We start from the raw sequence: 21,538 nt of genomic DNA on the forward strand, positions 1-21,538 counted from the left end.
GGGCACACCCAGTCAGGGTGTACGCCGGCCGTACACCTGCCACCATGAAACGCCCTGCCGGCCGGTGGACCCGCACGACAGCCACGAATCGGGCGTAGTCGTGACTAAGTTGGTATACGACCCCAAGGCTCGCCTATGGGTGGAGCAGGACACGCCGCGTGCGGCCCCGGGACGCCCGGACCGGGCGGCACGACCGGGGCGGCGGCGCACGACGCCCGGACCGGGCGGCACCGCACGGGCGCACGACGCCCCGGCCGGGCGGCACGGCGCAGGTACGGCACGGGGCCGACGCCCGGGGTCAGCTCTCCTCGACCCGGGCCACCTCCCGGGCGGCCTCCGGGCCGGCCTCCAGCAGCACCCGGAAGCCGTCCTCGTCGAGCACCGGCACCTTCAGCCCGGCCGCCTTGTCCGCCTTGGAACCGGGATTGTCGCCCACCACCACGAAACCGGTCTTCTTGGAGACCGAGCCGGTGACCTTCCCGCCCCGGCTCTGGATCGCCTCGGCCGCCTGGTCCCGGCTGAACCCGGCGAGCGTGCCGGTCACCACGACGGTGACCCCCTCCAGCGGGCGCGGCCCCTCGTCGACCGCCTCCTCGGCCATCCGTACCCCCGCCTCGGCCCACTTGCGGACCACGTCGCGGTGCCAGTCGACGGCGAACCACTCCTTGACGCTGGCGGCGATCGTCGGGCCGACACCGTCGACCGAGGACAGCTCCTCCTCGGCCGCCGCCTCGATCGCCTCGATCGAGCGGAAGTGCCGGGCCAGGGCCTGCGCGGCGGTCGGGCCGACGTGCCGGATGGAGAGCGCCACCAGCACCCGCCACAGGTCGCGTTCCCGGGCCACGGCGAGGTTGTCGAGCAGCTTGGTCGCGTTGGTGCCGAGGCTGCCGTCCTTGTTGACGAAGAACGGGGAGCGGGCGAGCCGCCCGGCGTCGAGGGAGAACAGGTCGCCCTCATCGGTGATGATCTCGGCGTCGAGCAGCGCGGCGGCGCCCTTGTAGCCGAGCACCTCGATGTCGAACCCGCCCCGCCCGGCGAGGTGGAAGACCCGTTCCCGCAACTGCGCGGGACAGCTGCGGGTGTTGGGGCAGCGGATGTCGACATCGCTCTCCTTGGCCGGGGCGAGCGGCGTGCCACAGGACGGGCAGGTGGTCGGCATGACGAACGGACGGGCGTCGGCGGGACGCAGCGCGACCACCGGGCCGAGCACCTCGGGGATCACGTCGCCGGCCTTGCGCAGCACCACCGTGTCCCCGATCAGCACCCCCTTGCGCTCGACCTCGCGGGCGTTGTGCAGGGTGGCCTGGGCGACCGTCGAGCCGGCCACGTGCACCGGCTCCAGCACCGCGTACGGGGTGATCCGACCGGTCCGCCCGACGCCGACCTCGATGTCGAGCAGCCGGGTGTTGACCTCTTCCGGCGGATACTTGAAGGCGATCGCCCAGCGGGGCGCCCGGCTGGTCGAGCCGAGCCGGCCCTGGATGGGGACCGGGTCGACCTTCACCACCACCCCGTCGATCTCGTGCTCGACGTCGTGCCGGTGCTCGGCGTAGTGGGCGACGTACTCCGCCACCCCGGCGAGGTCCGGCACCACCCGCCAACGGTCGCTGGTCGGCAGCCCCCACGCCTTCAGCGCCGCGTACGACTCGGACTGGGTGGCCGGACGGAAGCCGGTACGGGCGCCGGTGCCGTGCACCACCAGCCGCAGCGGCCGGGACGCGGTGATCCGGGGGTCCTTCTGGCGCAGGCTGCCGGCGGCCGCGTTGCGCGGGTTGGCGAACGGTGCCCGGCCCTGCTCGACCAGGGTGGCGTTGAGGTCGGCGAAGCCGGCGACCGGGAAGTAGATCTCGCCGCGTACCTCCAGCAGCTCCGGCACGTCGGGGAACTCGTCGGACGGGGTGAGCCGGGCCGGCACGCCGCGGATGCTGCGCACGTTGGCGGTGACGTCCTCGCCGGTGCGCCCGTCGCCCCGGGTGGCCGCCCGCACCAGCCGGCCCTTCTCGTAGGTCAGGTTGATGGCCAGGCCGTCGACCTTCAGCTCGCACAGGTAGGGCACCGGGCCACCGGCGTCCCGCTCGACCCGCTCGGCCCAGGCGGCCAGCTCCTCGTCGGCGAAGGCGTTGTCCAGCGAGAGCATCCGCTCGGCGTGGGTGACCGGGGTGAAGTCGGTGGAGAACGTGCCGCCGACCCGCTGCGTCGGTGAGTCCGGGGTGCGCAGCGCCGGGTACTCCGCCTCCAACGCCTCCAGCTCGCGCAGCTGGCGGTCGAACTCGGCGTCGGGAATCGTCGGCGCGTCGAGGACGTAGTAACGGTACTGGTGTTCGGTCAGCTCCTGGCCCAGCGTGGCGTGCCGCTCCCGCGCCTCGGGGGTCGGCTCACCACCGGCCGCCGCCTCCTGTGCCGCACTGACCTGCTGGGGAACCTCTTCTTCCGACACCCTGTCGCCTCCGGACATCGTGCGAACCTCCCCGGTGATCACGCTACTGGAGCACGGTAACGGGCCGGTGGGACATTCCCCCTGCCTCCCCCACCGCGCCCGACGGGCGCCCGCCGCCCGACCGTGCGACGATCGCCGCACCTCGGCGGCGCGGTGCCGCCCGGACGGAGGCGGGGTATCGATGCCGGAGTGGGTGTGGTGGGGGCTGCTGATCGTGCTGGCGGTCGTCGCCGGCTGGGTCTGGAACGAGTGGCGTCGACGCGGTGGTCGACCCTCCAGCGGCGGCCAGCGCACCCGGCCGCCGCGCGGCACCCCGCCCCGCGACCGGGCCCGACCGACCGCGCCACCCCGCCCCCGCACCCCCACCGGTACGCCCCGACCGGGTGACATCTGGTGGGCGGACGTGCCGTTCCACGACGGCACCGGCTCGAAGGTCCGGCCCTGCCTGGTGGTACGCGCCGACGACCGGGGCGCCGAGGTACTCAAGATCACCAGTCAGGACAAGAGCGACCGGGACGACCACGTCCGGATCCCGACCCGGGACTGGGATCCGGACGCCGAGCACGACAGCTGGCTCGACCTCGCCGAGCCGCTGCGGATCCCGGCCGACGCGTTCTCCCGCCGGGCCGGCGGCTGCGACCCGGCCCTGTGGCGTCAGGTCAAGCGCCTGCACGGACGGCGCAGCCCGGCCTGACCGATCCGCGGCGGGTCAGTCCCAGGCCGCGCCGAGGGTGGTGAGCTGGTCGGCGTACTCGATGCGGGTGGACCAGCCGGGCGGCCAGCCCGGCAGCCCGTGCGCGGCCCCGAGGAACGCGCCGGCCAACGCGGCGATCGAGTCCGAGTCGCCCGCGGTGGCCGCCCCCCGGGCGATCGCGGCGACCGGGTCGTCGGGGTGCCACAGGACGCAGAGCAGCGCCGTGGCCAGCGCCTCCTCGGCGACCCAGCCCTCACCGGTGTACCGGCACGGATCGCCGCCGTCGTCCGGCCGGCGCAGCGCGGCGGCGAGCCGGTCCAGCGCCTCCAGGCACTCGTCCCAGCCCGGCGCGATGAACGCGGCCGGGGAGTCCGCCCCCGACCGTTGCCACAGGTCACCGAGCCAGTCGTCCCGGTACGTCCGCCGCTCGGTGCGTGCCCGGTCGACCAGCAGGCCGGGCAGCTCCGTCGGGGCCGCGCCGCCACGCAGCAGCCGCACCGCGTACGCGGTCAGCTCGCTGGCGGCCAGGCCGGTCGGGTGACCGTGGGTGAGACCGGCCTGGAGCTGGGACAGCCCGGCGAGGGTGTCCAGGTCGACGTCGATCAGCCCGACCGGGGTGACCCGCATGTTGGCGCCGCACCCCTTCGAGTCGACCACCGTCGCCTGCTGCCAGGCCAGCCCTCGGCCCAGCTCCCCGCAGGCCCGCAGGCAGGTCATCCCCGGTGCCCGGTTGTTGTCCGGGCTGGCGGCCCAGTCCAGGAAGCGCCGCCGGAGCAGCGGTTCGACCACCTCCAGGGTGTGCACGGGGGCGTCGTGCAGGGCCCACCCCACCGCGAGCGCCATCTGGGTGTCGTCGGTGACCAGCACCGGATCGCCGACCAGCTCCCGCGGGCCGCCCGGGCCGTACCGGCGGTGGATCTCCGGTACGGAGAGGAACTCGGTCGGTTTGCCGAGCGCATCGCCGTAGGCCAGCCCGAAGAGCGAACCGGAGGCGCGGCGCAGCAGGGAATCGATCACGACCCGATCATGCCCCGCCCCGGCCACCCCGGCACGCCGGAGGCCACCGGCCGGCAGCCCGGCCGGCAGCCCGAGCTGCGGTCGACGCCCGGCCAACGGCCGGCGGCACGGCCAGCGGCCGGCGGCGTCAGTCCCAGCAGAGGCAGAAGGGGTGACCCACCGGGTCGGCGTAGACCCGGAAGCCCTCGCCCTCGCCGGGCAGCCGACGGGCGCCCAGGGCGAGCGCCGCCTTCTCGGCCACCTCGATGTCGTCGACAGTGACGTCGAGGTGGAACTGCTGCGGCCTGGCCGGATCCGGCCAGGCCGGGGGAATCAGGTCGGGTGCCTGCTGGAAGGCGAGCCGGGGCGACCGCCCGACCGGCCCGCCGAGCACCACCCACTCGTCGCCCTCGGAGTCCTCCTCGGCCAGGGGCAGGCCGAGCAGCTCGGCGTAGAAGCCGGCCAGGGCGCGCGGGTCGGGGCAGTCGATGGCCACGGTACGCAGTTTCCCAATCATGACCGTCATCCTGCCCACCCGGTACGACGGAAAACCCTCACGCCTCGTGCAGCCGCCGCGCGGCGTCCCGACAGGCGGTGAGGACCGCACGGGCCTGCTCCGGGGCCGCCCCGGCCAGCCCACAGGCCGGGGTGACCACCACCTGTTCGGCGAGCTGGCGGCGCGGAAAGCCGAGCCGGTCCCAGAGTCCGCGTACCCGGTCGGCCAGCTGGGCCGAGGTCGGTGGGTGGCCGGCCGCCGACGGCTGCGTCGGGGCCACCCCGGCCAGCAGGCCGAAGCCGGCGTCGATCGCCTCGCCCAGCGGGTCCAGGTCGGTGAGCAGGGCGAGGTCCAGGGCCACCCCGACCGCCCCGGCGGTGCGGAGCAGCTCCAGCGGCACGTCCGGGGCGCAGCAGTGCACCACCGTCGGCACCCCGACCGCGCTGATCACGTCGCCGAGCAGACCACGGGCCACCGCCGTGTCCACCGGTCGGTAGGTGCCCAGCCCGCTCTCGGTCCGCACCCGACCCGCCAGCGCCGCCGGCAGCGACGGCTCGTCGAGCTGGAGCAGCACCGACGCCCGGGGCAGCCGGCGGGCCACCGCCTCGACGTGCAGCCGCAGCCCTTCGGCCAGCGAGGCGGTCAGCTCCCGCACCGCCCCCGGGTCACGCAGCAGCCGGCCGCCGATCGGCAACTCCACCGCGGTGGCCAGGGTGAACGGCCCCGCCGCCTGCACCTTCACCGGCCCGGCGTACGCCTCGGCCTGCTCGGCGAGCTGGTCCAGGTCACGTTCCATCAGGTCCCGGGCGCGGCGCAGGTCCCGACCGGGGCGGGGGGCGATCCGCCAGCGGGCGGCGTACAGCTCGACCGGCAGCTCGACCAGGAGCCCGCTGCTGCGCCCGATCAGGTCCGCGCCCGGACCCCGGGCGGGCAACTCGGGCAGGTGTGGCAGGGCGGGCAGTTCACCGAGGACGATCCGCTGCGCCTCGGCGATGTCGGTGCCGGGTAGCGAACCGATGCCGGTCGCCGCGCCCGCCGGCCAGGGCCAGAGCTGCTGTGGTTTCACCGCCGAAGGGTAACCGGCCCCCGGACGGATCAGCCGGTGATGGTGGCGGAACCGAGCACCACGTCCCCGGCCGGATCCGGCCGGTACGCCACGACCGCCTGCCCGGCGGCCACCCCGCGGACGGGACGGCGCAGCTCGGCGACGAACGTGTCGCCGTCCACCGTCACGGTCGCCGGTACGACGTCACCGTGCGCCCGCAACTGCACCTCGCACTCGATCGGCGTGCCCGGCAGCTCGCCACCGGTCCACACCGGACGACTGGCGCGGACCAGCGAGACCTCCAGCGCCTCGGCGGGACCGACGGTGACCGTGTTGGTCTTCGGGGTGATGGAGAGCACGTAGCGCGGCCGGCCGTCCGGGGCCGGTCGGTCCAGGTGCAGGCCCCGCCGCTGACCCACCGTGTAGGCGTACGCGCCGGTGTGGCTGCCCACCACCGCGCCGGTCAACGCGTCGACCACCTCACCGGGGGTTTCGCCGAGCCGCCCGGCGAGGAAGCCCCGGGTGTCGCCGTCGGCGATGAAGCAGATGTCGTGCGAGTCGGGCTTGTCGGCCACCGCCAGGTCACGCCGGGCCGCCTCGGCCCGGACCTCCGCCTTGGTGGCGTCGCCGAGCGGGAACATCGACCGGTCGAGCTGCGCGCGGGTCAGCACCGCCAGCACGTACGACTGGTCCTTGGCGAGGTCGACGCTGCGGCGCAGCAGACCGTCGGGGCCGAGCCGGGCGTGGTGACCGGTGACCACGGCGTCGAACCCCAGCGCCACGGCCCGGTCCAGCACCGCCGCGAACTTGATCTTCTCGTTGCAGCGCAGACACGGATTCGGGGTACGCCCGGCCGCGTACTCGGCCACGAAGTCGTCCACCACGTCGGCGTGGAACCGCTCGGCCATGTCCCACACGTAGAAGGGGATACCGAGCACGTCGGCGGCCCGCCGCGCGTCCCGGGAGTCCTCCAGCGTGCAACACCCGCGGGCGCCGGTCCGGAAGGTCTGCGGATTACGGGCCAGGGCAAGGTGCACCCCGGTCACGTCGTGGCCGGCTGCCACCGCCCGCGCTGCCGCGACAGCGGAGTCCACCCCACCCGACATCGCCGCCAGAACCCTCACAGCCACCCCCCTCTCCCCACCAACCCTACCCACCCCCCTCCCCCACCCCGTGCCCCCGTGTCCCCGTGCCCCTCCCCACCCGGTCCCCCTCCCCCGTCCCGCCCAGCCCCATCCCGCCCAGCCCTCTCCCGCCCCGGTCCCGGCCAGCCCGGACCTCTCCCGCCCTGGTCTCGGCCAGCCCGGACCTCTCCCGCCCTGGTCTCGGCCAGCCCGGACCTCTCCCGCCCTGGTCTCGGCCAGCCCAGCCCTCTCCCGCCCTGGTGATCAAGAGGTTTAGGTCATCCGCGAGCCCATTCCTCGCCTGAACCTCTTGATCACCAGGCGCCCCCATCCGCTCCCGCCCGACCTGGAGCGGATAGGGGCTCGCGGGTGCCGCGGATGGGCTTTGGGATGGGTGATCAAGAGGTTTGCGTCACCCACTGGCCGAGATTCTGACGCAACCCTCTTGATCACCGGGGCGAACCGGAGCGGGGCCGGCGGGGCAGGGCGAACCGGAGTGGGGCGGCGGGGCAGGGCGAACCGGAGTGGGGCGGCGGGGCAGGGGGAACCGGGGCGGGGCGGACCAGGACAGGCCAAGCTGGAGTGGCGCGAACCGGGACCGGCCGGGGTGGGGGTCAGCGGGGGGTGCGGAGGGCGGCGGCTCGGCGGGCGCGGTCGACGGCGGTGGGGAGGGCGGCGATGAGGGCGTCGACGTCGGCGGGGGTGCTGGTGTGGCCGAGGGTGAAGCGCAGCGAGGAGCGGGCCCGGTCGTGGTCGGCGCCCATCGCGAGCAGGACGTGGCTGGGCTGGGCCACCCCGGCCGAGCAGGCTGATCCGGTGGAGCAGGCGATCCCCTGGGCGTCGAGCAGGAGCAGCAGGGCGTCCCCCTCGCAACCGGGGAAGGAGAAGTGCGCGTTGCCGGGCAGCCGGTTGACGGTGTCACCGTTGAACACCACCTCGGGCACCGCCTCCCGGACCCGCCGCACCAGGTCGTCGCGGAGCCCGGCCACCCGGGCCGCGTACTCCTGCTGGGCCTTGACCGCCGTCTCGACGGCGACCGCGAAGGCGACGATGCCGGCGGTGTCCAAGGTGCCGGAGCGGACGTCGCGTTCCTGGCCACCGCCGTGCAGCAGCGGGGTCGCCGCGACGTCCCGGGCGAGCAGCAGCGCGCCAACCCCGGTCGGACCGCCGAGTTTGTGCCCGGTCACGGTCAACGCGGACACCCCGCTGGCCGCGAAGTCGACCGGGACCTGGCCGACCGCCTGCACGGCGTCGGTGTGGAACGGCACCCCGTGCTCGGCGGCCACCGCGGCCAGCTCGGCCACGGGCTGAACGGTGCCTACCTCGTTGTTGGCCCACATGGCGGTCACCACGGCGACCCGCTCGGCGTGCTCGGTCAACCGGGCGCGGAGCAGTTCCGGGTCGAGCTGGCCGGCGGCGTCCGTGGGCAGCCAGTCGACCTCGGCGCCCTCGTGGTCGGCCAGCCAGTCGACCGCGTCGAGGACGGCGTGGTGCTCGACCGCGCTGGAAACCACCCGGAGCCGGGCGGGCCGGGCGGCCCGCCGTGCCCAGAAGATGCCCTTGACCGCGAGGTTGTCGCTCTCGGTTCCGCCGCCGGTGAAGATGACCTCGGACGGGCGGGCACCCAGCACCGCGGCCACCCGCTCGCGGGACTCCTCCACCCGACGCCGGGCACGCCGGCCTGCCGCGTGCAGTGACGACGCGTTGCCGACCTCACGGGCGGTGGCGACGTACGCCGCCAACGCCTCGTCGAGCATCGGGGTGGTCGCCGCGTGATCCAGGTATGCCATCACCGTTCAGCGTAACGGCCGGGGCACGGTCAGCCGGATACCGGACCGCTCGTACCGAAGCGTGGATCGGCCCGGCCGGACCGGGAACCGCGCCTGCCCCACGCGGGCCGGGACACGAAGCGGCCGGGGCCGGGACCGGATCGGCCCCCGCCCCGGCCGGCACGGCCGAGCGTCACGCCGGCACGGCCGAGCGTCACGCCGGCACCGCCGAGCATCACGCCGGAACGGCTGAGCGTCACGCGAGCATCACGCCGGAACGGCTGAGAGTCACGCCGTCACGCCGGTACGGCGGTGACGACGATGTTGTCCCGGTAGTGGCGGGTCTTCGGGTCGAACGGGCCACCACAGGTGATCAACGTGAGCCGCGGCTTGCCGTCCCGGGCGAAGTACCGGTCCAGCGGGATCTTCGTCTTGGCGTACTCCTCGCGGGAAACGACCCGGTAGGCCCGCTGCCTCCCGTCGGCGCCGGTGGCGGTGAGGGTGTCGCCGCGGTCCAGTTCGCGGAGCCGGAAGAACGCCCCCTTGCCCTGCTCGGAGCTGTCGACGTGACCGGCGACCACCACCGAGCCGGCGGCGGTCTCCAGCCCGGGGCCATACCGGTACCAGCCGATCTGGTCGACGCTCGGCGGGACGTCGAACTCGTCGGTCCGCGGGTCGACGCCCACCGGGTTGACCGTGGCGGTGACGTCGATCGCCGGGATGCGCAGCTTCACCGGCGGGACGGTCCGGTCGTCGGCGGGCAGGTCACCGGCGGTCACCGGCACCGACGGGCCACCGCCGGTGCCGGTCGTCGGGCTCGGCGGGCCGCTGCTGGCCAGCGCCGCCGCCTCGTCCGCGCCGACGTCCTCGGCCGGTTGCGATCCGCAGGCGACCACGGTGGCGATGGTGAGCGCGGCGACGCCGGCGGCCATCGCCGCCAGCGCCCCGCGGTGTCGCACCGTCACCGGCGACCGGTCCGGGTGGCGGCCACCCGCGCTCCGCCGCCGACCAGCAGCAGTACGCCGGCACCGGCCAGCACGTACCACCAGGTGTCCACGCCCGTACCGGCCTGGCCGCCGGTGCCGCTGGGCACCCCGCCCGGGGCGGAGTGCAGGCCGGTGATGGTCTGGGCGACCAGGTCGAGGTTCTTGCCCTCGGCAGAGCCGGTCGCGTAGACGATGGTGGCGGTGCCCTCCTTGAGGTTCAGGTCCGCCGGGCCGATCGCCACGGTGTCGGTGCCGGCCAGCACCACGTCGGCCTTGACCGTGCCGGCGTCGACGTCGGCCTTGGCCTCCTTCGGGTTGGTCAGCCCCTCGAAGACCGGCTTGCCGCCCGCCCGGACGTCGACCGCCGGGGCGGCGGCGGTGTGCCGGACGATCAGCCGGGCCTTGCCGGCGGCCAGCTTGGCGGTGTCGTTGACGAACGGGGTGATCTGCGGCTTGCCGTCCGCGCTGAGGTGCGCGGCGAGGCTGATGTTGGCGCCGCCGGGCACCTCGGCGTCGTCGACCTTCAGGATGGCGCTGCCGATGGGCTGGCCGGGCTTGGTCAGGGCGATGTCGTACTCGCCCTCGGCGAGGGTCAGCGGGCCGGCCACGTCACCGGGCTTGAAGTTGTCGAGGGTCTTCTTGCCGTTGACGTAGACGTCGACCGGGGTGTCCGGGATGCCGTGCACGACGGAGACCTTGGACGAGGCGGCGTAGGCCGGGCTCGTGGTCGCGGCGCCGACGCCGGCGAAGGCCAGGGCGGCCACCGCACCGCCTGCGGCGACCCGACGGAAGATAGCGAGCTGCATGTCTGCCTCCTGGTGATTGGTGCTGGTTCGTCAGGTCTGGCTTGCAGAACGGGTTACGCCACCCGTCGCCGCACCGGATGCAGCCGCGGACCACTTTCTTTTTCTTCGTCCGAAGCGCATCCGGCACCGCCGTCGGGGACGAACAGCAGGTGAGACGAGTGGAGGCGGACACGGACCGGGAGAGTGGGGCGGAGGCTGTGGGAGTTACAGTCGGGCATGCCCCAGGGAAGGCGACCCGCCCGGTGACGGCGGTGGGAACAGCAGGACAGGACCCCGATCCACCCCCCGACGAGCTGGCCGAGCGCTTCCGGGCGGGTGACGAGAGCGCGCTGCGGGAGGCGTACGACCGGTTCGGCCGGGCCGTGTTCCACCTGGCCACCAACACGCTGGCCAACCGCAGCGACGCGGAGGACGTGACCCAGGCGACGTTCGTCGCCGCCTGGCTGGGGCGGGACACCTTCGACCCGGCCAAGGGTTCGTTGATCGGCTGGCTGCTCGGCATCGGCCGGCGCAAGGTGATCGACCGGCTGCGCGCCTCGGCCCGGGAGAACCGGGTGGTGGAGACGGTCCGTCAGCTACCCGAGCCGGTCGCCACCGGCGGCGACCCGGACAGCGTGGTCGACCGGCTGGTGATCGCCGACGAGCTGGCCCGGCTCCCGGACGACCAGCGCCGGATGCTGGAGCTGGCCTTCTACGACGACCTGACCCACCAGCAGATCTCGACGGTGACCGGAGTCCCGCTGGGTACCGTCAAGAGCCACATCAGGCGGGGCATGGCGAGCTTGAAACGCAGATGGGAGGTGGACGGTGCCACACCTGGAGCACGACCGGCTGGTCTTTCTGGCGCTCGGTGAGAGCGAGGCGGGCCACGGTGAGACCGACCACCTCGCGACGTGTGTGAGCTGTCGGGACGAGCTGGAGGCGCTGCGGCACATCGCCGGGCTGGGCGCGGACACCCAGGGCCTGCGCGAGCTGCCCGACCCGCCGGCCCACGTGTGGGCGGGCGTGCTGGCCGAGCTCGACGCCGCCGAGAAGCTGCCGTCCCTGGCCGAGGCGCACCGCCAGGGCCTGCCGGGGGTACGTCCGCAGCCGCTGGCCGAAGAGCCGCCCGGCCTTCCCCACCGGCCGTCGCCGGCGGTGACCGGTGACCGCCCGGAGCCCCGTCGACAGTCCTCGCGCCCCGACGGGGAGCGTGCCCCCGGGCGACCGGCGACACGGTCCCGGCGGGGCCGGCGGTGGCCTCGGTGGGCCACCACCGTCGTCACGGCGACCGCCGCCGCGGCGATCGCGGTGCTCGGCACCGTCGCCGTCCTCGGCGACCGGGGCGGACCCACGCCCCAGCAGGCCGTGCTGGCCAGCGCGCCGCTCACGGCGTACGGCAGCACGCCGAAGGACGCCAACGGTGACGCCCGGGTCTTCGCCGACGGACGACTGCACCTGCACGTCGCGAATCTCCCGGACGTTTCGGGGTACTACGAGGTGTGGCTGATCAATCCGACGACCATGGAGATGTTCTCGGTGGGTGTGCTGCGCGGTAGCTCGGGCGACGCCCTGCTGCCCCTGCCGCCGAACGTCGATCTCCAGGCGTACTCGGTGGTCGACGTCTCCGCCGAGCAGTACGACAACCGCCCCGCCCACTCCGGCGACAGCCTGCTGAGGGGCACCCTGACGGGCTGATCGGTGGGCCGGTTCAGCTCCCCGGCCCGCCGATCAGCTCCCTCGCCACCCCGGACTCCCCGGCACGACCAGGCCGCCGCCCGGCACTGCGGGCGGCGGCCTGGTACGGACCGGAACGGGTCACTTACGCTTGCGGATCTCCTCGGCGGCCTGCGGGACGATCTTGAACAGGTCGCCCACCACGCCGTAGTCGGCCAGCTCGAAGATCGGTGCCTCGCCGTCCTTGTTCACCGCGACGATCGTCTTCGAGGTCTGCATGCCGGCCCGGTGCTGGATCGCGCCGGAGATGCCCAGCGCGACGTAGAGCTGCGGCGAGACGGTCTTGCCGGTCTGTCCGACCTGGAACTGGTGCGGGTAGTACCCGGAGTCGACGGCTGCCCGGGACGCCCCGACCGCGCCGCCGAGCAGGTCGGCCAGCTCCTCGACCAGCTTGAAGTTGTCGGCGTTGCCGACGCCGCGACCGCCGGAGACGACGATGCCGGCCTCGGTCAGCTCGGGGCGGGAGCCCTTCTGCTCGGCGACCCGCTCGACGACCTTCGCCAGCTTGTCGGTGTCGGTGACCGACACGGTGAGCTGCTCGACGGCCGGGGTGGCCGCCGCCGGGGTCGGGGTGACCGAGTTCGGCCGTACGGTGACCAGCGGCAGGCCCCTGGTGACCCTGGACTTGACGATGGTGGAGCCGGCGAAGGCGACCTGGGTGGCGGTGCCGTCGGCGTCGAGGCCGACCACGTCGGTCAGGATGCCGTTGTCCAGCTTGACGGCCAGCCGGGCGGCGATCTCCTTGCCCTCCTGGGCCGACGCCAGCAGGACGGCGGCCGGCTGCACCCGGTTGACCAGTTCGGCCAGCACCGTCGCCTTGGGGGCCACCAGGTGACCGTCGATCTCCTCGCTCTCGGCGGCGTAGATCTTCTCCGCGCCGTATTCGCCGAGCTTGGCGCTGAGCGCCTCGGCGGCACCGGCGCCCCCGAGCACCACGGCGCTCGGGGTGCCCAGCTCGCGGGCCAGGGTGAGCATTTCCAGGGTGACCTTCTTGACGCCGAATTCCCTGGTGGCTTCGACGACGACGAGTACCTCAGCCATGTTCAGACCCCTCAGACGAACTTCTCGGTGGCGAGGAACTCGACCAGCTTGACGCCGCCGGAGCCCTCGTCGGTGATCTTCGCGCCGCCGGAGCGCGGTGGACGCTTGGTGTGCTCGACGACGGCGCTGGTCGCACCCTCGAAACCCACCTCGGTGGGCGCGACGCCCAGGTCGGCCAGGGAGAGCGTCTTCACCGGCTTCTTCTTGGCCGCCATGATGCCCTTGAAGGAGGGGTAGCGCGGTTCGTTGATGGTGTCCCAGACCGAGACGACGGCCGGGGTGGCGGCGGTGACCACCTCGTAGCCCTCCTCGGTCTGCCGCTCCACGGTCAGCGTCGCGCCGTCCACGGTGAGCTTGCGGGCACCGGTCAGCGCGGCGACCCCCAACCGCTCGGCGAGCATGTGCGGCATGACCTGCACCCGGCCGTCGGTCGACTCGGCGCCGCAGATCACCAGGTCGGCGTTGAGCTGGCCGAGGGCGGCGGCGAGCACCTTCGAGGTGGCCACCGCGCAGGACCCGTGCAGGGCGTCGTCGAGGACGTGTACGGCGGAGTCCGGCCCCATGGAGAGCGCCTTGCGGATCGACTCGGTGGCCCGGTCCGGTCCCATGGTCAGGATGGTGACCTCGCCGCCGTGCGCCTCCTTGATCTTGAGCGCCTCCTCGATGGCGTACTCGTCCATCTCGTTGATGACGTTGTTCGCCGAACCGCGGTCGACGGTGTTGTCGTCAGCGCGCAGGTTGCGGTCCGCGCCCGAATCAGGCACCTGCTTGACGAGTACGACGATGTTCATCGCGATTCGACGACCCTCCTGTTGGTGGTGTGCGATCTGCTCGCCCGGTCAAGGGCGGAGCTTCGCGCGTCCGTTGACACCCGGTCAACCGCGGGGTGCTGTGCAGTTGCCCACGAACGCCATGTTACCTGCCAGTAGGTTACTGTTCCCGGGCACCCACAGTGACACGGCTCACCGCGTACCCGCCAATCTCGGCGGGCGGGGTCAGGCCGGCTCGGCCAGCGCGGTCCGGATCCGGTCGATGACGTCCGCCTCGGCCGGCGTCACCCCCCGGTGCGCGCGGGCCACCTGCTCGGCCGCAGCCACCACCAGCTCGCGGTACACGGACAGGTCGGCCGGGGACTTGGCCCGCAGGATGTCCACCGCGCGGCCCAGCGCCGGTAGCACCACCGACTCGACCTCCAGGGCCGAGTCCCGGGGCAGCCGGGGCAGCGAGCCGCCGGTGAGCGCCTCCTTCACCAGTCCGCTCGCGCCCGCGAACGCCCCGGACGCGGCGAAGCTCTCCCGGATCATCGCGAACACCCCCGGATCGGCGTTCGACACCAGGAAGACCGCCCCGAAGGCGCCCGTCTTGAGGACCTGCTGCTCGTCGTCCGTCAGCCGCTGCTCCATCATCACGGAGTGTAGACGTACGGGGTGGTCGTGGTGACCGGGACGAAGCCGAGTCGCTCCAGGATCGGCCGGCTGTCCTCCGAGGCGTCCACCTGCAACAGCGTCTTGCCCCGCTGGTCGGCCAGCCGTGCCCGGTAGGCCACCAGCGCCCGGTAGACGCCCCGGCGTCGCCACGGCACGAGCGTCGAGCCGCCCCACAGGCTGGCGAAGCCGGTGCCGTTGAGATAGCGCACCCAGGCGGCGCTGACCACGACGCCCTCCGCCTCGGCCACCAGCACGGTGATCGACTGCGGGTCCGCCTCGATCTCCCGGAGCAGGCCGGTGACCAGGTGCGAACGGTCGCTACGCCAGACCTCCTCCTCCATCGCGGCGATCCGCACCAGGTCGTCCCGGCTGGTGACCTCGCGCAGCCGTACCCCCTCGGGGAGCACCGGCACGGCGGCGGCCAGCGGCGCGACCGGGCCGATCAGGACGGTCTCCCGGTCCTCCGGCACGAAGCCGGCGGCGCGCAGCCGCTCCGGCAGGTCGGCGGGCTCGTCGTGGCTGTTGTGCTTCCACTCCACCGACTCGCCGCGCTGCCGGAACAGCTCGACCTGGCGGGCGATCAGCGCGTCCAGCTCCGCGCCGGCCAGCCCGTCCAGCGTGCGGTAGGTGAGGAAACCGCCGTGGTCCAGGCCCAGCACCCGCACCAGCGGCCCGTCCCGTTCGATGGTCACGCCGGCCGGGACCGGGTCGGGGATCTCCGGCCGGAGCTGTCGGTCGTAGGTGTCACGCAGGGTGGTGGCATCAAGATCTGTCACCGCTCCAGGCTAGGCCGACCGTAAAGCGGATAATCGGCGTCGTGTGGCAGGCGATCAGACGGTGGTTCGACCCGTCGGACCTCGACTCCGTGGGGACCACCCCGGACTACCGCTTCTCGCTGGCCAACGAACGGACCTTCCTGGCCTGGCTGCGCACCGGGCTGGCGCTGATCGCCGGCGGGCTGGCCGCCGCCCAGTTCCTGCCGCCGCTGCCGCTGCGACACCTGCGCGAGGCGATCGCCGTGGCGTTGCTGCTGCTCGGCGGCACGGTCGCGGTTCGCGCGGTGGACCACTGGTCGCGTACCGAACGGGCCATCCGGCTCGGCGACCGCCTGCCGGCCTCCCGTTTTCCGGCCGTGCTCGCCCTGATCGTGGCGGTGGGCGCGCTGCTGCTGGTGGTGGCCGTCCTGGTGCGCGGGGTTAGCGGCCGGTGACCGGCGGCCCGGGGCGCGCGGGCGGCGATCCCGGCCTGCAACCGGAGCGCACCCGGCTGGCCTGGCGGCGTACCGCGCTGGCGTTCACGGTGGTCGGCGTGCTGGCGGTCCGGCTGGCGCTCACCGGGGACATCGCCGGGGCGTTGCTCGCCGGGGTGACGGTGCTGCTCTGGTGGGTGACGTTGGTGGCCACCTGGGGGCGGGCCACCGGTCGCCGCCGGGCGGCGGTCGACGCCCGGGCGGTACCGCTGGTGGCCCTCGCCGCGGCCGGTTTCGCGCTGCTCTGCGTGTCGCTGGTGCTGCGTGGGGTGTGGTGACGCGCAACGCTGCGTCATGATGGGGGCATGGCCCGGCTCTACGTGCTGTTGTTCCTGATCCAGGTGGTGCTCGCCGCCTGCGCGCTGATCAGTTGCCTGTCCGCCGACGACGGTACGGTCCGCGGGCTGCCCCGGTTCCTCTGGGTATTGGTCATCCTCGTCTTCCCGCTGATCGGGGCGGTCGCCTGGTTCCTCGCCGGGCGTCCCGTGCCCCGGGGGGACCGGCGGGGCTGGTCGTCCGGCCCGCGGCGGCCCGTCGCGCCGGACGACGACCCGGAGTTCCTGAAGTCGATCGACGAACGGGCGAACCGCGACGACCACGCCCTGTTCCAGCGGTGGGAGGAGGACCTGCACCGCCGGGAGGACGACCGGCCCCGCGGCGGTGAGCGGCCCGAACTCTGACCCCGGCCGGGTCAGACCCGACGGCGCAGGCCCCGCACCGCGAGCGGGGCGAAGACCGCGGCGATGGCGACCGCCCACAGCAGCGACTGGAGGACCGGCCCGGCGACCGGCCCACCGACCAGCAGCCCGCGCAGCGCGTTCGCCAGGATGGTCACCGGGTTGACCTCGACCCAGTGCTGGAGCCAGGACGGCATGGTCTCGGTCGGCACGAAGGCGTTGCTGGTGAAGCTGAGCGGGAAGATCACCGTGAAGCCGAAGATCTGGACCTTGTCCGGTTCGCTGACCAGCACGCCGACCAGCACCGACATCCAGGCGGCGGCGAGCGAGAAGACCAGCAGCAGGGCGAACGCGCCGAGCAGCCCGAACAGGCCGTTGCCGAGCCGGAAGCCGAGGATCATCCCGACCCCGAGGAGCAGGGTCAACGACCAGGCCTGCTTGACTGTGTCAGCGACGATCCGGCCGGCGAGCGGGGACCAGCGGGCCACGGGCAGCGACCGCAGCCGGTCGAAGACGCCCTTGGTGAGATCCTGGTTGAGCCCGAAGCCGGTGGTCATCGTGGCGAAGAAGGCGTTCTGCACGATGATGCCGGGCAACGCGAACGTCAGGTACTCCCCCGGGCTGCCCGAGATCGCCCCGCCGAAGACGTAGGTGAAGAGCAGCACGAACATCACCGGCTGGATGCTCAGGTCGAGCAGCTCCATCGGATTGTGTTTGATCTGCACCAGGCTGCGCCAGGCCAGCGTGCCGGTGTGCCGCAGGCCCGCGGTCAGGCCGAGCCGGCGGGCCGGCGCGGGACGGGCCGACGGGGTGGCGACGGTCGCGGCGGTCATGCCGGGCTCCCTTCCAGGATGTCGGCGGTGTCGGCGGTGGCGGTGTCGTCCTCGGCCCGGTGGCCGGTGAGAGAGAGGAAGACCTCGTCGAGGCTGGACCCGCGCAGGGCCAGCTCGGCCACGTGCACCTCGGCGTCGTCGAGCCGGCGGACCACGGCGGGCAGCGCACCCGGCCCGCTGACCGGCGCGGTGACGGTGCTCTGGTTGACCTCCGGCACCACCCCGGTCACCTCGCCGACGACGGCGAGCACGGTCGGCAGGTCGGTCACCTCGACCGGCCGGACGGTCAGCACCTGGCCGCCGGTCTTGGCCTTCAGCTCCTCGGGGGTGCCCTGGGCGATCACCCGGCCGTGGTCGACCACGGCGATCTCGTCGGCCAGCTGGTCGGCCTCCTCCAGGTACTGCGTGGTCAGCAGCACGGTCACCCCCTCGGCCACCAGCCCCCGGACGATGTCCCACAGGTCGTTACGGCTGCGCGGGTCGAGACCGGTGGTCGGCTCGTCGAGGAAGAGCACCTGCGGCCGACCCACCAGGCTGGCGGCCAGGTCGAGCCGGCGGCGCATGCCACCGGAATAGGTCTTCGCGGCCCGCCCGGCGGCGTCGGTGAGCTGGAAGCCGGCCAGCAGCTCGGCGGCCCGGCTCCGGGCGTCGCGCCGGGACAGACCCAGCAGCCGGCCAATGAGCAGCAGGTTCTCGGTGCCGGTCAGGTTCTCGTCGACCGAGGCGTACTGACCGGTGAGGCCGATCAGCTGGCGGACCTGGTGGGCCTCCCGGCGGACGTCGTACCCGCCGACGGTGGCGTGGCCCGCATCGGCGGTGAGCAGGGTGGCGAGCACCCGTACCGCGGTGGTCTTGCCGGCGCCGTTGGGGCCGAGCAGCCCGAAGACCGTCCCGGTGGGCACCTGTAGGTCGACCCCGGCCAGGGCGGTGGTGTCGCCGAACCGGCGCACCAGTCCCTCGGCGCGGATGGCGTGTGTCATCAGAACTCCCGTCGTTATCGCTGGATCGTCCAACGATGGGCGAGGGGTCTGACGTTACGTGTGTCGCCGCTGTCATTCCGCCGATTTATCCGCCCGGCAGAACACGGCCGCCGCCGGGCGCGGTGCCGGGCTTTCAGGCCAGGTTCGACGAGCGGGGGTACGCGTCGGCCGGGTCGGTGAGCACGTTGACCAGGTACGGCACCCCGGCGTCGAACGCCCGGCCCAGGGCCGGCCCGAGGTCGGCGGCCTTCGCCACGGTCTCCCCGGCACCGCCGAGCGCCTCGACCACCTTGTCGTAGCGCAGCTCGGGCTGCAGGTCGGCGGCGACGTCATAGCCGTACATGGCCCGCATCGGGTGCTTCTCCAGCCCCCAGATGCCGTTGTTGCCGACCACGATCACCACCGGCAGCCGCTGCCGGACCAGCGACTCCGCGTCCATCAGCGAGAAGCCGGCCGCGCCGTCGCCCATCAGCACGCAGATCTGCCGGTCGGGGTGGCTGACCCGGGCGCCCATCGCATAGCCCAGCCCGGTGCCGAGGCAGCCGTACGGGCCGGGGTCGAGCCAGGTGCCGGGCTGCGACGGCTCCAGGTAGCGCCCGGCGTACGAGACGAAGTCGCCGCCGTCGCCGATGGTGACCGCGTCCGGGGCGAGCACCCGGCGCAGCTCGCCGTAGACCCGGGCCGGGCGGATCGGGTCGGTCTCGGCGGCCATCTCGGCGGCGTCGCGGGCCTTCGCGGCGTCCTCGGCGGTGCGCAGCCGGGCGATCCAGTCGGCGTGGTCGGCCCGGTCGCCGGGGTGGTCGGCGAAGGCGGACAGGATCAGCCGCAGGTCACCGGCGGGGCTGGCGGCCGGCTGGACGTGCCCGGCCCGCTGGGTCGGGGCGTCCACGACGTGCACCACCGCCGCGTCGCCGAAGTCGCCGAAGCTGAGCCGGAAGTCCAGCGGGGTGCCGACGACGACCACCACGTCGGCGTCGCCCAGCGCCACCCGGCGGGCCTTGGCGAAGGCGAGCGGGTGCTCCGGCGGGAGCGCCCCGCGCCCCATGCCGTTGGTGAAGACCGGCACCTGCAACGCCTCGGCGGCCTCGCGGAGCGCGGCGACGGCGTCGCCGGCGTACACGTCGGAGCCGGCGATGATCACCGGACGGGTGGCGGCGGCGATCAGCCGGGCCGCCTTCGCCACCTCGTCGGGGTCGGGTTCGATCGGCGCGACCGTGGCCGGGGCGGGCAGGTCGGCGTCACCGACCGAGAAGACCGCCTCCAGCGGGAAGTCGAGGAAGACCGGCCCCCGGTGCGGGGTGAGCGCGGTGGTCAGCGCGGCCGAGACCGCGCCGGGGATGTCGTCGGCACTGAACACCGTCTCGGCGTGCTTGGTGACCGGGGCGACCAGCGGGAGGTGGTCCATCTCCTGGAGGCTGCCGGAACCCCAGCGGAACTGCGGGGCCCGACCGCCCAGCACCAGCACCGGTGAGGCGTTGAAGAAGGCGCTGGTCAGCCCGGAGATGCCGTTGGTGACACCGGGGCCGGCGGTGAGCACGGCGACGCCGGGACGGCGCTGGAGCTTGGCCACCGCCTCGGCGGCGAAGACGGCGGACTGCTCGTGCCGGACGTCGTAGAGCGGGAAGCCGGTGGTGTGGGCGGCGTCGTAGAGCGGGAAGACGTGCCCGCCGGAGAGGGTGAACAGCTCCCGTACGCCGTGCGCCCGCAGTGCCGCCAGCGCCAGCGCTCCGCCGTGGCCCTCGACCCGTTCCGTCATCGCCGCTCCCCCTCGTCCGCCGGCCGGAGTCACACGCTACTGGCCGGTACGGAAGATGTGAACACTCCTCACCGGGCCGGATCAGCGGCCGGTGAAGTCGGGCTTGCGCTTCTCGACGAAGGCCGCCATCCCCTCGCGCCGGTCGTCGGTGGCGAACAGCGCGGCGAAGAGCTGGCTCTCCCAGGCGAGCCCGGAGCCGAGATCCATGTCCAGGCCGGCGTCGACCGCCAGCTTCGCCGCCCGCAGCGCCTGCACCGGGCCGGTCAGGTACGGCCGGACCAGCGCGACCGCGGCGTCGTAGACCTCGGCCGCCGGGACGACCCGGTCGGCCAGCCCGATCCGCAGCGCCTCCGCCGCGTCCACCATCCGGCCCGACATGATCAGATCCTTGGCGCGGGCCGGGCCGACCAACCGGGCCAGCCGCTGGGTGCCGCCGGCACCGGGGATGACACCGAGCCTGATCTCCGGCTGGCCGAGCTTGGCGTCCTCGGCCACCACCCGCCAGTCGCAGGCCAGGGCCAGCTCGCAGCCGCCGCCGAGGGCGTACCCGGTGATCGCGGCGACCACCGGCTTGGGGATCCGGGCGAACGCGCCGATGGCGCTGGAGAGGTCGGCGGCCCGCTCCGCCATGTCCACGTAGGACATGTCGGCCATCTCCTTGATGTCCGCGCCGGCGGCGAAGACCTTCTCCCCGCCGTACACGATGACGGCCCGGACGGCCGGGTCGGTGCCGGCGGCCACGGCGGCGGCCCGCAGCTCCTCCTGGACCTGCTTGTTGAGCGCGTTCATCGGTGGCCGCTCCAGCCGGATGGTGCCGATGCCGTCACTGGTCTCCAGCCGCACGAACTCGCTCACGCCGCCCTCACTTCCTCGTCGAAGTCGCGTGCCAACCTTACGACCCCGGTCGTTGGGGTACGTAGTCTGGTGTTCGCCACCCTCGGTCGGGAGTCCAGCGATGATCACGTACTACGACGACCGGTCGGTGCAGGTCACCTCTACCGCCGTCCGGATCGACGGCCGGGCCTACCCGTTGGCCGAGATCGGCCTGGTCTGGCACCGTCGGGGCGGCCGCTCCTGGCGGGTGCTGGCCGGGCGGGGCGCGATCGGCGCGGCCCTGGCCGGTCCGCTGGTGGCCGCGGTGGTCGGCATCGCGGTGGCCGTGTGGCTGCACCGCTCCCCCACCGTCACGATCGCCATCGTGGGGGCGTCGGTCCTGGTCGGGCTGGCCGTCGGGCCGATCGCCGACTTCCTCTTCAACCACCTGGACCGATCGTACGACCGGGGCAGCCGGCAGCGTGAGCTGTGGGTCCGCTGGCGGGACCAGCCCGTGCTGCTGCTGCGCACCGGCGACGCCCAGCGCTTCGGGCAGATCTACCGGGCGGTGCAGCGGGCGGTGGAACACACCGGGCCACCGCCCCGGACGGTGCGGCGCGACACGGCCGGTTCCGCCCAGGACGGTCCACGGCCCGGCGGCCGGCGGTAGCCGCCGGTCGGCACCGATCCGCC

24 protein-coding genes are annotated in these 21,538 nt (G+C 73.7%); 7 read left to right on the forward strand and 17 right to left on the reverse strand.

The genetic code is table 11. The features are described 5' to 3' along the window. Window positions 1–298: 298 nt before the first annotated feature. Window positions 299–2,455 carry an NAD-dependent DNA ligase LigA gene (gene ligA, locus GA0070623_RS11880; protein ID WP_407937978.1) on the reverse strand — a complete coding sequence of 719 codons (2,157 nt, stop codon included), beginning with the start codon at window positions 2,453–2,455 and terminating at the stop codon, window positions 299–301. Window positions 2,456–2,618: 163 nt separating this feature from the next. On the opposite strand from ligA, the gene GA0070623_RS11885 reads away from it, so the two are divergent. Next, on the forward strand, window positions 2,619–3,131 hold the full coding sequence (locus tag GA0070623_RS11885; RefSeq protein WP_067314841.1) for a type II toxin-antitoxin system PemK/MazF family toxin: 513 nt from the start codon (window positions 2,619–2,621) through the stop codon (window positions 3,129–3,131). A 15-nt stretch (window positions 3,132–3,146) separates the two neighbouring features. On the opposite strand, the gene GA0070623_RS11890 is transcribed toward GA0070623_RS11885, so the two are convergent. The 7 genes from GA0070623_RS11890 to GA0070623_RS11920 form a co-directional block, all read right to left on the reverse strand. Continuing rightward, entirely contained in the window at window positions 3,147–4,148 is a 1,002-nt protein-coding gene (locus tag GA0070623_RS11890) for an ADP-ribosylglycohydrolase family protein (RefSeq protein ID WP_067314855.1), read from the reverse strand. A gap of 127 nt (window positions 4,149–4,275) precedes the next feature. Continuing rightward, window positions 4,276–4,644 carry a VOC family protein gene (locus GA0070623_RS11895; protein WP_172898513.1) on the reverse strand — a complete coding sequence of 123 codons (369 nt, stop codon included), beginning with the start codon at window positions 4,642–4,644 and terminating at the stop codon, window positions 4,276–4,278. Between the two features lie 37 nt (window positions 4,645–4,681). After that, complete coding sequence (locus tag GA0070623_RS11900; protein ID WP_067314846.1) at window positions 4,682–5,689, reverse strand: methionine synthase; 1,008 nt, start codon at window positions 5,687–5,689, stop codon at window positions 4,682–4,684. Window positions 5,690–5,718: 29 nt separating this feature from the next. Further along, entirely contained in the window at window positions 5,719–6,792 is a 1,074-nt protein-coding gene (gene mnmA, locus GA0070623_RS11905) for a tRNA 2-thiouridine(34) synthase MnmA (protein WP_067314849.1), read from the reverse strand. Between the two features lie 614 nt (window positions 6,793–7,406). Next, complete coding sequence (locus GA0070623_RS11910; RefSeq protein ID WP_067305822.1) at window positions 7,407–8,582, reverse strand: cysteine desulfurase family protein; 1,176 nt, start codon at window positions 8,580–8,582, stop codon at window positions 7,407–7,409. A gap of 275 nt (window positions 8,583–8,857) precedes the next feature. After that, window positions 8,858–9,526 carry a class F sortase gene (locus GA0070623_RS11915; RefSeq protein ID WP_067305825.1) on the reverse strand — a complete coding sequence of 223 codons (669 nt, stop codon included), beginning with the start codon at window positions 9,524–9,526 and terminating at the stop codon, window positions 8,858–8,860. Further along, window positions 9,523–10,353, reverse strand: a complete 831-nt coding sequence (locus GA0070623_RS11920; RefSeq protein ID WP_067305828.1) for a DUF4397 domain-containing protein — start codon at window positions 10,351–10,353, stop codon at window positions 9,523–9,525. Before GA0070623_RS11920 ends, GA0070623_RS11915 begins: the two co-directional genes overlap by 4 nt. 251 nt (window positions 10,354–10,604) lie before the next feature. On the opposite strand from GA0070623_RS11920, the gene GA0070623_RS11925 reads away from it, so the two are divergent. Next, on the forward strand, window positions 10,605–11,207 hold the full coding sequence (locus GA0070623_RS11925) for an RNA polymerase sigma factor (protein ID WP_067305832.1): 603 nt from the start codon (window positions 10,605–10,607) through the stop codon (window positions 11,205–11,207). Further along, window positions 11,161–12,030, forward strand: a complete 870-nt coding sequence (locus GA0070623_RS11930) for an anti-sigma factor (protein ID WP_067305835.1) — start codon at window positions 11,161–11,163, stop codon at window positions 12,028–12,030. The genes GA0070623_RS11925 and GA0070623_RS11930 overlap by 47 nt, the downstream gene beginning before the upstream one ends. A gap of 120 nt (window positions 12,031–12,150) precedes the next feature. Here the strand turns inward: GA0070623_RS11930 and GA0070623_RS11935 are convergent, their stop codons facing one another. The 5 genes from GA0070623_RS11935 to GA0070623_RS11950 all read right to left on the reverse strand — a co-directional run bounded on the left by GA0070623_RS11935 (window position 12,151) and on the right by GA0070623_RS11950 (window position 15,313). After that, the gene (locus tag GA0070623_RS11935) at window positions 12,151–13,110 is read right to left on the reverse strand and encodes an electron transfer flavoprotein subunit alpha/FixB family protein (protein ID WP_067305838.1); all 960 of its coding nucleotides are present in this window, start codon (window positions 13,108–13,110) and stop codon (window positions 12,151–12,153) included. An 11-nt stretch (window positions 13,111–13,121) separates the two neighbouring features. Next, entirely contained in the window at window positions 13,122–13,901 is a 780-nt protein-coding gene (locus tag GA0070623_RS11940; protein WP_067305841.1) for an electron transfer flavoprotein subunit beta/FixA family protein, read from the reverse strand. 84 nt (window positions 13,902–13,985) lie between these two features. Then, the gene (locus tag GA0070623_RS31635) at window positions 13,986–14,069 is read right to left on the reverse strand and encodes a hypothetical protein (protein ID WP_157517499.1); all 84 of its coding nucleotides are present in this window, start codon (window positions 14,067–14,069) and stop codon (window positions 13,986–13,988) included. Window positions 14,070–14,105: 36 nt separating this feature from the next. Then, window positions 14,106–14,519 carry a hypothetical protein gene (locus GA0070623_RS11945; protein ID WP_067305844.1) on the reverse strand — a complete coding sequence of 138 codons (414 nt, stop codon included), beginning with the start codon at window positions 14,517–14,519 and terminating at the stop codon, window positions 14,106–14,108. Next, complete coding sequence (locus GA0070623_RS11950; RefSeq protein ID WP_067305848.1) at window positions 14,516–15,313, reverse strand: GNAT family N-acetyltransferase; 798 nt, start codon at window positions 15,311–15,313, stop codon at window positions 14,516–14,518. The genes GA0070623_RS11945 and GA0070623_RS11950 overlap by 4 nt, the downstream gene beginning before the upstream one ends. Before the next feature lie 41 nt (window positions 15,314–15,354). Between GA0070623_RS11950 and GA0070623_RS11955 the strand changes: the two genes are divergently transcribed. From GA0070623_RS11955 to GA0070623_RS11965, 3 genes are read left to right on the forward strand one after another with little or no spacing between them, the layout of a single operon-like run. Further along, window positions 15,355–15,747: a YidH family protein gene (locus tag GA0070623_RS11955; protein ID WP_067305851.1), complete on the forward strand. Its 393-nt coding sequence runs from the start codon at window positions 15,355–15,357 to the stop codon at window positions 15,745–15,747. After that, complete coding sequence (locus tag GA0070623_RS11960) at window positions 15,744–16,064, forward strand: DUF202 domain-containing protein (protein ID WP_067305855.1); 321 nt, start codon at window positions 15,744–15,746, stop codon at window positions 16,062–16,064. Before GA0070623_RS11955 ends, GA0070623_RS11960 begins: the two co-directional genes overlap by 4 nt. A gap of 27 nt (window positions 16,065–16,091) precedes the next feature. Further along, on the forward strand, window positions 16,092–16,466 hold the full coding sequence (locus GA0070623_RS11965) for a PLD nuclease N-terminal domain-containing protein (RefSeq protein WP_067305858.1): 375 nt from the start codon (window positions 16,092–16,094) through the stop codon (window positions 16,464–16,466). 11 nt (window positions 16,467–16,477) lie between these two features. On the opposite strand, the gene GA0070623_RS11970 is transcribed toward GA0070623_RS11965, so the two are convergent. The 4 genes from GA0070623_RS11970 to GA0070623_RS11985 form a co-directional block, all read right to left on the reverse strand. Beyond that, complete coding sequence (locus tag GA0070623_RS11970; RefSeq protein WP_067305860.1) at window positions 16,478–17,296, reverse strand: ABC transporter permease; 819 nt, start codon at window positions 17,294–17,296, stop codon at window positions 16,478–16,480. After that, the gene (locus tag GA0070623_RS11975; RefSeq protein ID WP_067305863.1) at window positions 17,293–18,276 is read right to left on the reverse strand and encodes an ATP-binding cassette domain-containing protein; all 984 of its coding nucleotides are present in this window, start codon (window positions 18,274–18,276) and stop codon (window positions 17,293–17,295) included. The genes GA0070623_RS11970 and GA0070623_RS11975 overlap by 4 nt, the downstream gene beginning before the upstream one ends. 133 nt (window positions 18,277–18,409) lie before the next feature. Next, complete coding sequence (locus GA0070623_RS11980; protein WP_067305866.1) at window positions 18,410–20,032, reverse strand: acetolactate synthase; 1,623 nt, start codon at window positions 20,030–20,032, stop codon at window positions 18,410–18,412. An 81-nt stretch (window positions 20,033–20,113) separates the two neighbouring features. Next, window positions 20,114–20,887, reverse strand: coding sequence for an enoyl-CoA hydratase-related protein (locus GA0070623_RS11985; protein WP_067305869.1), 774 nt, complete (start codon window positions 20,885–20,887; stop codon window positions 20,114–20,116). Between the two features lie 100 nt (window positions 20,888–20,987). Between GA0070623_RS11985 and GA0070623_RS11990 the strand changes: the two genes are divergently transcribed. After that, window positions 20,988–21,515, forward strand: coding sequence for a DUF6232 family protein (locus GA0070623_RS11990; RefSeq protein ID WP_067305872.1), 528 nt, complete (start codon window positions 20,988–20,990; stop codon window positions 21,513–21,515). Window positions 21,516–21,538: the final 23 nt, after the last annotated feature.

Origin of the sequence: Micromonospora rifamycinica, assembly GCF_900090265.1 — a bacterium.
Classification (GTDB): domain Bacteria; phylum Actinomycetota; class Actinomycetes; order Mycobacteriales; family Micromonosporaceae; genus Micromonospora; species Micromonospora rifamycinica.